A 13,497-nucleotide genomic window follows, 5' to 3' on the forward strand; every position below is an offset into this window, starting at 1 on the left:
TGCGCCTGTGGAGATTCAGACAGTGGCTTTGTTCTCAGCGTCCGGCGGAAAGAAGCTCATTGCGAGCAGCAATAACACCAGCGCAGCCGGTACGGCCATCGCAATGCGCAGCGAACCTGTATGGGTAGAGACGTAACCCATCACCCAGGGAAAGATGGCGGCACCGAGGCCCGAAGCGGCCATGATCGTCGCAGCCTGCTGTGAGTGGGGTCGGCGTCGCATGAGGATACCGAAGGTCGAGGGGAAGAATGGGGCGAGGCTCAGGCCGAGCAGAAGGCAGTAGACGCTGAGCCAGCCGCTGCTGCGGGTGGTGATGATGGCCGTCAACAGCGTCGAAGAGAGGATCAGCCCGACTCTCTGCGCGGCGGACTCGCTGAAAAAACGCATAGCGGCGCTGGAAAGCACGCGTCCGATGGTGAGGGCTCCCCATAGCAAGACAACAGCAGACTGGCCGCCGAGCAACTGAGTTTCTTCATAACGCAGGCTGTAGGTGGTAAGCCACGCGGTAAGGCATGTCTCAAGACCTCCGTAGAAAAAAAGCAGAGCCGCGAAGTGGATGTGCGCCAACCTTGGTAAGGCAATTGTTGGTAAGGACTCCTGGCCCTTGGTAGCGCCCGTTGGCCCGAATCTATGTGACGGCAACAGCCACCCGCCGAACGCTGCCAGGAGGAATAGCGCAGCAAAGATCAAGACCGGGCCATGCAGGCCGTATCGCGGCAGCAGGAGAGCCGCGAGGAAGCCGCACAGTGTCGCGCCGAGACTCCAGAAGAAGTTCAAAGTGGAAAGGGCAGCGCCGGTGTGTGTGATGTAGCGGCGACCTATCAGGATATTCAACGCCGTGATGCTGAGACCGACTCCATAACCGGAGACGAAGAGCGTAGCCATGCCCGCTGCAAGGCCATGAGCAAAGGAAAACGCTGCAAACCCCACGAAGGAGCAGAGAGCTCCGGCCAGGATGCTGCGTCGCAACAGGCCGCGCACCGAAAGGCCTCCAAGGAAGGCCCCGATAAACTTGGCTGCGATCAGGTGCCCGCTCTGCTGATCAGTAATGTGCCAGTTGTGAGCCAGTGTCGGGAGGATCGGTCCGAGGATGGCTGTACCCAGACCGGTCAGCAGGATGCCAAGTCCCAGCCACACGGAGGCCGGGCCAAAAGTATTGTTGTCGAGGGGGCGGGTCTGTTCGTGCGTGCCGCTGGGCATAGTGTCGAATTTCCGGTAGCCGCCACGAGGCGTGGTCGACTCTGTTCGAGTACGTTTCGGGTTGATCCTACCACGCAGGGTAGAGAGGGCGAATGTTGGACTCCCCGAGGACTATCATGGTTTCAGAAGATGAATCCGAGGTGTGGTGGCGTGCGGCTTAGCAGAGGTTTGTTTGCAGTGGTGCTGGGGCTTGGTATGGCAGTGGGCGTGGGCGCGCTCGAAGGCTGTCACGGTAAGACGGTTGCCGCTCCGGCAGGGAAGCAGTATCCGATTCGAGGCAAGGTCGTGAGCGTCGATAAAACCGGTAACGAGATCGTTCTGGATCACGGCGCCATTCCGGGCTTCATGGAAGCGATGACCATGTCCTACCCGGTAGCCGATCCGGCTGCCATCTCCGAACTTCACCCCGGCGATGTGATCTCCGCGACGCTGACGATGGAAGAGGATGCCGCCGGCCCGAAGAACCTGCGACTGAAGGACATCGTGATCGTCGGCGAGGCGAATCCGAATGTCAAACCGACCGTGCAGTATCACCTGCCCACTCCTGGTGAGGCGGTGCCGGACTTCAAGCTGCTGAACCAGTCGGACAAGAACGTCGATTTGAAGCAATATCGAGGCAAGGTCGTAGTAATGACCTTCATCTACACGCGCTGCCCACTGGCGGATTATTGCCCGCGCATGAGTCACAACTTTGCTCAAATCGATAAGGCGTTGGCAGGCGACAAAGACCTGTACGCGAAGACGCACCTGCTCAGCGTGAGCTTCGACCCCACGTATGACACGCCGAAGGTTTTGAAGAGTTATGGCTCGGCTTACACCGGAAAGTATGTAAACGAAACCTTCCAACATTGGGAGTTTGCCGCGCCGCCGGTATCGGAGCTGCCGAAGATGGAGCAGTACTTCGATGTCGGCGTCACTCCTGGGGAGAGCGGTACGCTGCAGCATTCGCTCTCAACCCTCGTCATCGGCAAGGACGGCAAAGTCGTCGCTTTCTGGCCCACCAACGACTGGACGGTCGAGGATGTCATGGCAAAGATCAGGGGTGCTGCGTAAGGTTTGTTCCGCTATCGCTACAATATGGAGTATCGATTCCCGTTAAAGGTTAAGAGGAGGCCCGTGTGGCGAAGTTGACGATTGGTTTTGGCGTGGTTCTGGTGTTGGTCAGCGCAGGTTTCTGGTTGGCTACTGGTCGAACGGAGACCGCCGCGCTGCACCCTGCGGGCATCGGTGTTCTGCTAATTCTCTGTGGCGTTCTGTCAAACACCGAGAACACGAAGCAGCGCATGATCTGGATGCACGTCGCCGTAACGGCCGGGCTCATCGGATTACTCCTGACGGGTATCCGCGCACTACTGACTTTGATAAAGGGAACGATTGCGGCCAACCCGCTTGGTTTTGACGAACGGGTTGTTATAGCACTGATCTGCCTGATTTATGTCGTTCTATGCGTCCGCAGCTTTATCGCTGCGCGCCGAACGCGAGTACTGTAGACAGCGCTTGCCGCCTGCGTAGACTAAAAGGACACAATGGCGAATATTGGACATTCAGGAATGGGCGGGGGCGCGATGCGTTCCGCCGAAAAAACGGGACGCAGTGGTACGCGTGCTGCCTCCGCGGCGTTGACGGCCGCGAAACCATCACCCAGCTTCAAGCAGGTATGGCCTGAGATCAAGGCTTTGGTGATGCCGCGCCGCGGTCTGCTGGCGGTGGCGTTCGTACTGATGGTCATCGGCAGAGCTGCAGGACTTGTTGTACCTGCGCTCTTCGCGCCGTTTCTCGACAGGGTGATGGTGAAGCACGACCTCAGTGTGCTGCCGTGGATCGTCGGCGGCGCGCTTGCTGCAACGCTCATCCAGGCGGCCACCTCGTACTCGCTGACGCAGCTGCTCTCGAAGTCTGGCCAGCGACTCATCACCGATCTCCGCAAGCAGGTGCAGGCACACATCGGCAGGCTCTCGGTCGCTTTTTATGACGAGAACCGCACTGGAACGCTCGTCGCGCGCATCATGTCGGACGTGGAAGGCATTCGCAATATCGTGGGCACCGGCATCGTCGACTTCGTCGGCGGCATTCTCACCGCAGTCTTTGCCTTTATATGGCTGCTGCATATCAGCGTCGCGATGACGATGCTCACCTTCGGCTTCCTCGTAGTCTTCGCACTCATCATGCAGCGCGCGTTCAGCGTGATTCGTCCTATCTTTCGCGAGCGTTCGAAGATCAACGCCGAAGTCACGGGTCGTCTTACCGAGTCCCTCGGTGGCGTCCGCGTGGTCAAGGGCTACAACGCAGAAGACAGCGAATCCAAGGTATTTGCGGGCGGCGTCGATCGCCTGCTGCAAAACGTCATCAGCTCACTCACCGCGCAATCGCTTATGGGACTCGCCGGTACCGTTGTGCTGGGCGTTGTGAGCTCTATGATCATGTTCCTTGGCGCTCGCCAGGGCAATGCAGGTCACCTCACTGCAGGCCAGTTCATGAGCTATGTCATGTTCATCGGCTTTATGACCGCGCCTGTGATGCAGCTCGTGAACGTCGGTACGCAGCTGACAGAAGCGGTTGCCGGCCTCGATCGTACGCGTGAGATTCTGGCCGAGCTGCAGGAAGACGCGAGCCCAGATCGTAAGCTGCCGTTGGGACCTCTCGAGGGAGAAGTGCAATTCGTCGATGTCAGCTTCTCGTACGTAGAGGACAAGCCGGTACTGAAGGAAATCAGCTTCGATGCCAAGCCTGGCACTGTGACGGCATTGGTGGGTTCGAGCGGCTCCGGCAAGTCGACCATCATTAGCCTCATCTGCGGCTTCCATACGGCCAAGTTGGGTGCGGTGTTGGTCGATGGACATGATCTTGCGACGGTTAAGCTCAGCAGCTTCCGCAGCCAGCTCGGCGTAGTGCTGCAGGAGACCTTCCTCTTTGATGGCACGATTAAGGAGAACATTCTGTTCTCGAACCCTGAGGCGACGGACGAAGAGTTCGCCAAAGCCTGCTCTATCGCTCGCGTGGATGAGTTCGCGAATCGTTTTCCGGAGGGTTATTCGACCATCGTGGGCGAGCGTGGCGTGAAACTCTCTGGTGGCCAACGGCAGCGGCTCTCGATCGCACGCGCGATTTTAGCTGACCCTCGTGTACTCATTCTCGACGAGGCTACGAGTTCCCTTGACTCGGAGTCCGAGGCGATGATTCAGGCGGGCTTGAACTTCCTGATGCAAGGCCGCACGACCTTCGTTATCGCGCATCGCCTCTCGACGATTCGCAAGGCCGACCAGATCCTCGTGGTTGAGCAGGGTGAGATCGTCGAACGCGGTACGCATGAGCAGTTATACGCCATGAATGGCCGCTATTTCGATCTCTACACGCGCCAGCACGGGCTGGAAACAAATCTGTTCCTTGCTCCGGGCGAAGGCGATATCGTTCCCGAGGCGGTTGCGGAGTAGCTACTCCGCAACCCCTAGCTCGCGCAGCAGGAATGCATCGTCAAAGGCGATCTCCTTCAGATAGTCGTAACGGCCTGACGCGCCGCCGTGGCCTGCATCCATGTTGATGTGCAGCAGCAGCGGCGTGTCGTTGGTCTTCAGCGTGCGAAGTTTCGCGACATACTTTGCGGGCTCCCAATACATTACCTGCGAATCGTTCAGGCTGGTTTTCACCAGCATTGAGGGGTATTCGGCGGCTTGCAGGTTGTCATAGGGCGAGTAGCTGCTCATATACTCGAAGGCTTCAGGCTCGTTTGGATTGCCCCACTCCTCGTACTCAGCTACGGTCAACGGCAAGGAAGCATCGAGCATCGTGTTCATCACATCTACAAACGGCACATGTGAGGTCACAACCCGGAAAAGCTGCGGCTTGCCCTGCTCGATGGCAAAGTTCACAACTGCACCCATCAGCAAACCACCAGCGCTGCCGCCTTCAATTGCCACGCGTTTCGGGTCGCCATACCCTTCCCGAGTCAGAAACTCGGTCGCTTCGATGAAGTCGGTGAAGGTATTGCGCTTCACCATCATCTTGCCTGCATCATGCCAGGGATCGCCCAGCTCGCCACCGCCGCGGATGTGGGCATACGCCATCACCAGGCCACGATCGAGCAGCGCCAGGCGCGAGGCCCCGAAACCAAGAGGCAAAGGATAGCCGTAAGATCCGTAGGCGTACACATACAACGGCGAAGTGCCATCCTTGTGGAACCTGTCCTTGCGATACACCAGTGATACCGGAACCTGTGTGCCATCCTTCGCGGCAAACCATAGCCGCTCGGAGGCATAGTTCGCAGCATTGAAGCCACCCGGAACCTCCTGCTGCTTGAGCAGCGCAGACTCGCCCGTTGCAACGTCGTAGAGATACACCGAACCTGGCCTTACAAGCGACTGATAGCTGTAACGAAAGCTGGTTGTATTAAAGTCTCGGTTCACATCCGATCCAGCCTCATATGCTGGATCGGGCATAGCAATCTCGCGCGGCGAGGTGGGAACACCCTCTGCGTCGAGCGGGTAAACACGCATCACGGGTAATCCGCGCTCGCGGTAGCCAGCCACGAGGAAACTCTGAAACAGGTCGACATCTTCAAGCGGAGCTTCAGGATTCTCTGCAAGAAGTTCAACCCAGGACTCTCGTGCTGTGGAGGAGACGGGTGTGCGCACCAACCTGAACTGATCAGCCCGATAATTCGTGTGGATGTAAAAATAACCAGCGCGATGGTCAACGTCGTACTCTTCGTCGTCGACCCTTTCGGCGATTAGGCGGAAGGTTGCGTCCGGCGCGTCAGCCGGCAGAAACCACGTCTCGCTAGTGGTGTGGCTACCTGCTTCGAGCAGTATGTACTTACGATCGCGCGTGCGACCAACGCCGACGTTAAATCGCTCGTCCGGCTCATGAAACACCTGGATCGGATTGTTACCCAGCTTAAGCCGGAATACTCGGTCCTGGCGCTTCGTCTGTTCGTCTTCGGTCGAGTACAGCAGCGTCCTCGAATCGGCCGCCCAGGCGATGGAGCCAACGCGCTCAGCGGTCTCCGTCAGATCTTCGCCGGTCGTCAGATCGCGAACGTGCAGCGTGTACTGTCGGAAACCCGTATTGTCTGTTGTATACGCGAGCAAGTTTCCATCGGGACTCAAGCCCAGTGCACCAACGGACATGAAAGGTTGCCCTTCAGCAAGCTTGTTCACGTCGAGAATCGTCTCTTCGGGTGCATCGGCCACTCCCGCCGCACGACGAAGGTAGCGCGCATACTGCAGACCTTTTTCCGTGCGTGAAAAATACTCCCACGCTCCGTCGCGATAAGGAACAGAGGAGTCGTCCTCTTTGATGTGCGAGAGAATCTCGTCGTAGAGCTTCTGCTGCAGGGCCTCGGTGCCTTGCATCGACGCAGCAGTATAGGCGTTCTCTGCCTCGAGGTACTCCAGCACTCGCGCCGTACCTTTTTCGCGCATCCAGGCGTAGTCGTCGTGCAACTCGGTGCCATGCAGGAATGTGGCGGTAGGTAACTTTTCAGCGGAGGGTGGTGCGGGCAACATCGTTTTCATCGGATACTCCATGTCCAGAATAAATCTCCTCGCAGTGCAACGCCGCCTTATCGTCGACACTCTCACTGCTCGGACGATGTTTGGAGATCACGGCTTTGCCGAAGGAGATACGACGATGAAGAGAATAAACAAGTTTTGTTGTACGCTGTCGCTGACTTGTGCCGGTGTGCTTGCAGTTCTGCCCGCCCACGCCGAGGTCACAGACGCGGATAAGAGCTTCCTTTCGATGGCAGCGCAGTCGGATGTAAACGAAATAGCCATCAGCAAGCTTGCCGAGAGCAAGGCCACAAACCCCAGCGTCAAGGCGTTCGCGCATAAGATGGTCGCCGATCATACGATGCTTTCGGCCAAGATGAAGCCATTTGCGCAAGCCTGGATGCTGACCCCTCCCTCAGGTCCGGATGCTGATCATCAGGCGGAGATCGACAAGCTGAACGGGCTTTCAGGTATGGATTTTGACAAGGAATACATGCAGGCGATGGATAAGGACCATCACAAGGCACTCGATGCCTTCACGAACGAGGTCAATTCGACCACGGACATGAAATTCAAGACGGCTGTGATGAAGGGCAAGAGTGTCGTCGCCGCGCATACAAACATGGCCGACAGCATGGTTGCCAAGATGTAAAGGTTTGTCGGCAGTTCGAGATGCCTCTCACGTTTGTATTGGGTGGGAGGCGTCACTGAGTGGCGCGGAACTTCTTAACAGAGAACGGCGTACCATGGTTCAGTGATGAAACTGCACGTAACGATTGCGGGAGTTTTGTTGGCAGCCTGCTCGGTCTTTGCCCGAGCACAGGTTGTAGACAAGCTGCCCGCGCCAACCGACTATGTAAGCGACTTCGCAAATGTTATCGATCCGGGATCTAAGCAGCAGATCGACGAGCTGTGTTCCGAGCTCGATCATCAGGCCCACGCGCAGGTTGCTGTCGTCACCATTCCTTCCCTCGAAGGACAATCCATCGAAGAGTTTTCCACTGCGTTGGAAGACAAGTGGAAGGTCGGCCCGAAGTCGACCGATCGCGGCCTGCTTATGGTCTTCGCGATCAAAGAGCACAAGCGCCGCATCGAAGTCGGCTACGGTCTTGAAGGAATCCTGAACGATGCCAAGGTCGGCGATATCGGCCGCAGCATGGTGCCGCAGTTGGAGCAGGCGCAGTACGGTCCTGCCATCTATGGTGGACTGCAACAAATCTCGAGGGTCATAGCCACCGACGCGGGTGTAACGCTTACACAGTCTCAACCGCAGCACACCTACCACCGCGAACAGAAACGCGGGTCGAACATCGGCTCCATCATCCGCATCATTTTCTTCCTGATCGTTCTGGTCGTCATCTTCTCGGGGCGTGGCGGCGGCAGCGGCTGGCTCTGGTTCCTGCTTGGCAATGTGCTGGGTAGCGGCGGTGGCGGAGGTCGCGGTCGAGGTGATGGTTTCGGCGGTGGTGGTGGTGGAGACGGCGGTGGGGGGTTTGGCGGCTTTGGCGGTGGCGGTTCCGGTGGCGGCGGCGCCAGTGGCGATTGGTAACAAGTTCTTTGCTGAGCCGTAAAGCAGTTGAAGTAAGCTGATTTCGATAGGCGAGTCAGCAGTGAGGCAAACGATGCAGACGATTGAAGGAAAGGGAAACTCGATGAAGGGTTTGTGGATTGGGCTCGGCGTAGTAGGAATCTTTGTGGTGGTGCTGCTCTTCGGCGCAGGGAGTTATATCTCCTCGAAGAACCAGTTTGTGCAGCTGAATGAGGATGTCAACAGCGCGTATTCGCAGGTAGACGTGCTGCAGCAGCGTCGTCTTGACCTGATCCCGAACTTGGTGGCCAGTGTGAAGGGCTACGTGAAGGAAGAGTCCACGGTGCTGACCAACATTGCGAATGCTCGCGCCGGTGTCATCGCTGCAGGCTCGGATCGCGCCAGCAGCATCGACGCCAACAGCAAGCTAGACGTGGCGATTAGCCCGTTACTCCGCCTGCAGGAAACCTACCCTGACCTGAAGGGCAACGACCAGTTCAACCGTCTTGAGGACGAACTGGCTGGCACGGAAAACCGCATTGCGGTAGGTCGCGAGCGCTACAACAGCACGCTGAAGACCTACAACGTGGCTGTGCAGCAGTTCCCGGGCAGCCTATGGGCTGGGTTTGCTGGATACCATGTCCGCAATGAGTACTTCAAGGGCAACCCTGCGAATGCGACAGCTCCGACGGTCGACTTCAGCAAGTAACAATCTTCGACTATGAACGAGAAGAGGCCCGGATGATTCCGGGCCTCTTGCTATAGCAGACCGTTCTTACGGAGTGCGCCGAAGATGCGCTCTATGGACCAATCGAGCGACTCGGTGCCTGAGACCGTCACGCTGGCGCGAGTCTGCGAAGGCAGCACGTAGAGGTCGGCCATTGGTTTGGCCGTGGCGGCGAACTGCTCTCGCACCGACTGCTCGGTGCGGCCCCGTTCGAGCATGTCGCGATAGATGCGGCGATTGAGGCAGACCTCGTTGGGCGCATCGACGTAGATGCTGAAGTCGTACAGCGGAGGCAGCTCGACGTAGTGCAGCGCAAGTATGCCTTCAACGATGACGAACTTAGAGGGCGCAATCGCATCGAAGGCTCCGGCAACTCGCGAGTGCGCGGCGAAGTCATAGACGGGCCGTTGAATCGTCTCTCCCGCCGCGAGGGCTCGGATGTGCGCGATGAACAGCTCGCTTTCCAGAGATTCGGGAGAATCAAAGTTTTGATGGTGCCGTTCTTCCGGAGAAAGGTGCGACAGATCCCGATAATAGAGATCGAGCGGAAAGAGCGTCGCGTTCAACTGGTTCGCAAGCTCGCGCGCAAGCGTTGTCTTGCCAGAGCCGGAACAACCGGCGATGCCGAGTAGGATGGGGCGCGCCTGGCGCGAAGGGTCGGTGTTGGAGGCCACAGGAAGAGACTACTTGATTACGGCAGACGGTTGCTATGGTAGCTTTTTCGCATGACACTCATGCGCAATGGATTTGCATTTCTGCTTGGCGTAGCTGTGCTCGGACTTCCAGCCTTGTCTGGATGCGTCGCGAGCGGTCAGGCTGCAGCCACGACCTCCGAAGCTGCGGCAGCGGCTAAGTCGTACACCGCATCTCGACACGATGAGCTGACGCAGCAGTTTGAGGAGTTTCTCGCGATGCCAAACGTGGCGGCTGATCCCGAAGGCCTTCGCTGGAATGCTGCCTTTCTCAGCGCGCAACTGAAGGCGCTAGGCGCAGAGACGGCGCTGCTGTCTGCACCTGGGTTGGAGTCGGCTCCGCCTGTCGTGTGGGGCGAGCTGAGAACGCCCGGAGCGACGCGCACCATCGTGTTCTACGCGCACTACGATGGTCAGCCGGTGACACCCTCTGAATGGGAGACGGGAAAGCCATTTACTCCGTATTTGAAGACAGTGGGCGGTGAGCCGCGCGTGTATGCGCGCGGAGCAGGCGACGACAAGGCAGCTATTTTTGCGCAGATGACCGCCTTAGAGGCTATTGCCGCAGCACATCTGAAGCTGACAGCCAATCTTCGCTTCGTCTGGGAGGGCGAAGAGGAGGCCGGTTCCGCGCATCTGGAGCAGATTCTGTTGGCGAACCGCGAACGCATCGGTGGCGATATCTGGCTGGTCTGCGATGGACCTGTCGACCAGACGCGGCTGCAATCGCTGGCGTTTGGCGCTCGCGGCGACGCGCATGTGCAGATCACGCTGTTCGGACCGAACCATCCTCTGCACAGCGGCCACTACGGCAATTGGGCGCCGAACCCGGCGATGATGCTGGTGCAGCTTCTCGCAGGGATGAAGGATGCTGATGGGCATGTGCTGATTCCGCACTTTTATGACGGCATTGCGCCGCTCGGTCCGGTTGAGCGCAAGGCACTCGCGGATGCGCCGGTGAACGACGAGATGTTGCGCCAGGAGCTTGCCCTGGGACACGTGGATGGTGGTGGCAGACATCTGCTTGCGTTGCTGAACGAGCCTTCGCTGAACATCAACGGCATCGCGGCAGGGCAGACGGGAGCTCACTCGACCAATTCGATCCCCTCGACGGCGACGGTGAACCTGGACATCCGATTAGTTGTGGGCACCGAAGGCAAGGTCGAGCAGCAGCGCGTCGTCGATTACGTGCGTTCGCAGGGATACTTCATCACCGAATCCCAGCCGACTCGTGACGAGTTGCTGGCTCATCCAAAGATGGCGCAGATCAAGCTCGACCCGGTGGAGGAGGCTGTGCGTACGCCGATGGACCTGCCTATCGCGACCGAGGTGATCGCTGCGGTCAAGAGCGCACGCGGCCGCGTGGTCCTGCTGCCAACCATGGGAGGAACTGTTCCGCTGAAGGCGATGGAAGCAGCCGCGAAGACGCACACGATTACCGTCCCCATCGCAAATCACGACGACAACCAACATGCCGCGAACGAAAATCTTCGACTGCAGAACCTCTGGGACGGCGCTGAGACGATGGCTGCGTTGATGGCCATGCGCTAGCCTTCGGTGCTGTGTCTAAGCGCTCGCGACCTTCGGAATCAGAGCCTTCAATAGCTGCGTGAACTGCGCCTCCACGCGTTTGCCGATCTCCATCACCTCTTCGTGATGGATCACGCGATCGAGCACACCGGCGGCCATGTTTGTGACCAGGGAGATGCCGAGCACCTCGATGCCCATGTGGCGGGCGATGATGACCTCGTGCACGGTGCTCATGCCGACAAGGTCCGCGCCTAGCGTGCGGAAGGCGCGAATCTCGGCAGGTGTTTCGTAGCTGGGCCCCAGTACAGCGAGATAGACGCCCTCGGGTAGAGGAATCTGGAGCGCTGCAGCTTCCTGTAGCGCGAGCTTGCGCAGGCGCGGCGAGTAGGCCGTGGTCATGTCGAAGAAACGAGCGCCGCTGTTAGGCTGTGTGCCGAAACGAGGCTCGTTCGGGCCGACAGCCGCGTTGATGCCGGTGAGGTTGATATGGTCGCTGATGCCGACCAGCGTGCCTTCACCATAGCTGGTATTAATGCCGCCTGCCGCGTTGGTCACGATCAGTTTTGAGCAGCCAAGCAGGCCGAGCACGCGCGTGGGAAACGTGACCTCGGCCATCGAATAACCTTCGTAGGCATGAACGCGTCCCTGCATTACGGCGACGCTAACGCCAGCGATGGTGCCCAGCACGAGTTTGCCGCTGTGGCCTTCCACGGTAGAGAGCGGCCAGCCGGGAATCGAGGCATAGTCGATCACTGTTGCATTCTCAACCTGCGTGGCGAAGTTGCCGAGGCCTGAGCCAAGAATGATGCCAAGCGTAGGAGCAACGGCGTGGAGAGAACGAATGTGGTCGGCGGCGGCGAGAACGCGAGTGTAGAGGTCGGACATAGCTTTTCATTCTAGACCGCCTTGCGCATCGCCTCATGACTTACGCGGTCAGTAGTCGATCCCTTTCCAGTAGTTGGGCGTGTCGACGTATTCATAGCGCTGCGGGTTGGAGTTGACGATGGTCTGGGCGGTTGTGTTCCAGGCGGTGACATGCCCGCCTGTTTCTGTATCCAGCAGGACAGACTTGTCGAGAATGTAGTTGGAGAAGGCCTGACTCTGGCGGTCCATCACGTCGTTGTGTTGCTCGAAAGAAGCACGCTGCTCGTCCTCTTGCTGATGCGTGGCGGCTATGCGTGCGTCTACGTCCCGGCCTATCTGGTGGATTGCTTCGATGACGGGGCCGGCCAGTGCACCTGCTTGAGCATTCACAACGGCCTGATTGACCTGAAAGCTGCCAAGCATAGCTCGCAGTGTGGCGCGTTCGCGGCTTGCTACTTCGGGTGGAGCGAAGGCGAGGTTGGCAAGGTTCATGAAGCTTCCACTGCCATCCATTTGCGACTGGCAGAAGGAGCCTTCGAACTGCAGGGATTGGCCGTTGCTGGAGCTTGTGCCTGAGAGGATGGCGCAGCGTGCGCCGGACGAGCGAACAGGTTGCTGCTGCGCGATCTGGAGGGGTGTGACCGCAGGACTGCCATTGCGCAGGGCCTGATTGTTGAGCTCGACCAATGTGCGCCCGAGATCGGCGCCATAGGGCGCGACCAGGCTCTTTGCGTAAATGGTGTTGCGACCGGCCGCCGAGCGACCAAAGGCCATCGCCTGCCCCGTGCGCGGATCGTTCGAGTTGTGCGCAAGGTATGGGAAGCCCAGGGCGACAACTTCGCCGTGCGGCCCCTGCGCCAGAATGGTGCCTCCACCGCTGCCTTGAGCGACACGCCAGCCTTCGGCCAGCATCATGGAAGCGGAGTTGTCCTGAAGGCGATAGGGGCGAAGTTGGGCCACCGGGCCGGAGGCAGCTTCGGCTGAGTGGCCTCCTGTTGCGGACGAGGACTTGCTTGCTGGCTTCCAGACAGCGAAGAGCGACTGCAGCATCGGATTGATCGATTTGCCGAAGCGCGCAGATTCGTCGGTGAGCAACGCGGCCTCCACATGGCCGGACGCATTCGAAGTCAGCAGCATGCCAGCGACTTTACCCATTCCCGGGTTGTGCGGGGTGAGGGTGAAGAAGACGGCGTCTGAATCGGTGCCTCGTACCCGAAAGACTCGTCCGACCTGCGGACGCTCGCCGTACCTCTGGTGCAGGCTTTTGAGGATGACGCCCATCGCGGCGGGAGGCGTGTTCGCGCCGTCGACTGTGCCGTAGACGATGGTTCCTCCCTGCGGGCCGGGCATGTTGCGCAGAGGAGTCTGCGCGAAGGAGGCGGTGAGCGCGGCGAAGGTCAGAAGGAAGGCAGCGAGTCGCAGGGAACGCATGGTGGTCCTTTCAAGAAGGACTAGACCGTAAGACTCTGG

The 13,497-nt window shown here is 58.9% G+C and carries 12 protein-coding genes; 7 read left to right on the forward strand and 5 right to left on the reverse strand.

Annotated elements, in window-relative coordinates:
* Positions 1 to 15: 15 nt before the first annotated feature.
* Positions 16 to 1,200 (reverse strand): MFS transporter, encoded by a 1,185-nt coding sequence (locus OHL14_RS13305; RefSeq protein WP_263379841.1) that lies wholly within the window; start codon positions 1,198 to 1,200, stop codon positions 16 to 18.
* 129 nt (positions 1,201 to 1,329) lie between these two features.
* Here OHL14_RS13305 and OHL14_RS13310 point away from each other — a divergent pair, with 129 nt between their 5' ends.
* The 3 genes from OHL14_RS13310 (at position 1,330) to OHL14_RS13320 (ending at position 4,631) form a co-directional block, all read left to right on the forward strand.
* Positions 1,330 to 2,253 (forward strand): SCO family protein, encoded by a 924-nt coding sequence (locus OHL14_RS13310; protein ID WP_263379842.1) that lies wholly within the window; start codon positions 1,330 to 1,332, stop codon positions 2,251 to 2,253.
* 65 nt (positions 2,254 to 2,318) lie between these two features.
* On the forward strand, positions 2,319 to 2,690 hold the full coding sequence (locus OHL14_RS13315; RefSeq protein WP_263379843.1) for a hypothetical protein: 372 nt from the start codon (positions 2,319 to 2,321) through the stop codon (positions 2,688 to 2,690).
* A 36-nt stretch (positions 2,691 to 2,726) separates the two neighbouring features.
* Positions 2,727 to 4,631 (forward strand): ABC transporter ATP-binding protein, encoded by a 1,905-nt coding sequence (locus OHL14_RS13320; protein ID WP_263379844.1) that lies wholly within the window; start codon positions 2,727 to 2,729, stop codon positions 4,629 to 4,631.
* Here the strand turns inward: OHL14_RS13320 and OHL14_RS13325 are convergent, their stop codons facing one another.
* Entirely contained in the window at positions 4,632 to 6,710 is a 2,079-nt protein-coding gene (locus OHL14_RS13325) for a S9 family peptidase (RefSeq protein ID WP_263379845.1), read from the reverse strand.
* Positions 6,711 to 6,825: 115 nt separating this feature from the next.
* Here OHL14_RS13325 and OHL14_RS13330 point away from each other — a divergent pair, with 115 nt between their 5' ends.
* The 3 genes from OHL14_RS13330 (at position 6,826) to OHL14_RS13340 (ending at position 8,923) form a co-directional block, all read left to right on the forward strand.
* Positions 6,826 to 7,338, forward strand: coding sequence for a DUF4142 domain-containing protein (locus tag OHL14_RS13330; protein WP_263379846.1), 513 nt, complete (start codon positions 6,826 to 6,828; stop codon positions 7,336 to 7,338).
* Positions 7,339 to 7,443: 105 nt separating this feature from the next.
* Positions 7,444 to 8,235 (forward strand): TPM domain-containing protein, encoded by a 792-nt coding sequence (locus OHL14_RS13335; protein ID WP_263379847.1) that lies wholly within the window; start codon positions 7,444 to 7,446, stop codon positions 8,233 to 8,235.
* A 103-nt stretch (positions 8,236 to 8,338) separates the two neighbouring features.
* Positions 8,339 to 8,923, forward strand: a complete 585-nt coding sequence (locus tag OHL14_RS13340; protein ID WP_263379848.1) for a LemA family protein — start codon at positions 8,339 to 8,341, stop codon at positions 8,921 to 8,923.
* Between the two features lie 50 nt (positions 8,924 to 8,973).
* Here OHL14_RS13340 and udk read toward each other — a convergent pair whose 3' ends face one another.
* Entirely contained in the window at positions 8,974 to 9,615 is a 642-nt protein-coding gene (udk, locus tag OHL14_RS13345; RefSeq protein WP_263379849.1) for a uridine kinase, read from the reverse strand.
* Positions 9,616 to 9,666: 51 nt separating this feature from the next.
* On the opposite strand from udk, the gene OHL14_RS13350 reads away from it, so the two are divergent.
* The gene (locus OHL14_RS13350) at positions 9,667 to 11,184 is read left to right on the forward strand and encodes a M20/M25/M40 family metallo-hydrolase (protein ID WP_263379850.1); all 1,518 of its coding nucleotides are present in this window, start codon (positions 9,667 to 9,669) and stop codon (positions 11,182 to 11,184) included.
* Between the two features lie 15 nt (positions 11,185 to 11,199).
* Here OHL14_RS13350 and OHL14_RS13355 read toward each other — a convergent pair whose 3' ends face one another.
* Positions 11,200 to 12,048, reverse strand: coding sequence for a purine-nucleoside phosphorylase (locus tag OHL14_RS13355; RefSeq protein ID WP_263379851.1), 849 nt, complete (start codon positions 12,046 to 12,048; stop codon positions 11,200 to 11,202).
* Between the two features lie 48 nt (positions 12,049 to 12,096).
* Positions 12,097 to 13,458, reverse strand: a complete 1,362-nt coding sequence (locus tag OHL14_RS13360; protein ID WP_263379852.1) for a hypothetical protein — start codon at positions 13,456 to 13,458, stop codon at positions 12,097 to 12,099.
* Positions 13,459 to 13,497: the final 39 nt, after the last annotated feature.

Origin of the sequence: Granulicella paludicola (assembly GCF_025685545.1) — a bacterium.
GTDB lineage: Bacteria > Acidobacteriota > Terriglobia > Terriglobales > Acidobacteriaceae > Granulicella > Granulicella paludicola.

Coding starts and splice junctions, on each gene's coding strand:
- OHL14_RS13330 (WP_263379846.1), top strand. CDS start 6,826: ATGAAGAGAATAAACAAGTTTTGTTGTACGCTGTCGCTGACTTGTGCC.
- OHL14_RS13340 (WP_263379848.1), top strand. CDS start 8,339: ATGAAGGGTTTGTGGATTGGGCTCGGCGTAGTAGGAATCTTTGTGGTG.
- OHL14_RS13360 (WP_263379852.1), bottom strand. CDS start 13,458: ATGCGTTCCCTGCGACTCGCTGCCTTCCTTCTGACCTTCGCCGCGCTC.
- OHL14_RS13325 (WP_263379845.1), bottom strand. CDS start 6,710: ATGAAAACGATGTTGCCCGCACCACCCTCCGCTGAAAAGTTACCTACC.
- OHL14_RS13310 (WP_263379842.1), top strand. CDS start 1,330: ATGAATCCGAGGTGTGGTGGCGTGCGGCTTAGCAGAGGTTTGTTTGCA.
- OHL14_RS13350 (WP_263379850.1), top strand. CDS start 9,667: ATGACACTCATGCGCAATGGATTTGCATTTCTGCTTGGCGTAGCTGTG.
- OHL14_RS13335 (WP_263379847.1), top strand. CDS start 7,444: ATGAAACTGCACGTAACGATTGCGGGAGTTTTGTTGGCAGCCTGCTCG.
- OHL14_RS13320 (WP_263379844.1), top strand. CDS start 2,727: ATGGCGAATATTGGACATTCAGGAATGGGCGGGGGCGCGATGCGTTCC.
- OHL14_RS13355 (WP_263379851.1), bottom strand. CDS start 12,048: ATGTCCGACCTCTACACTCGCGTTCTCGCCGCCGCCGACCACATTCGT.
- OHL14_RS13305 (WP_263379841.1), bottom strand. CDS start 1,200: ATGCCCAGCGGCACGCACGAACAGACCCGCCCCCTCGACAACAATACT.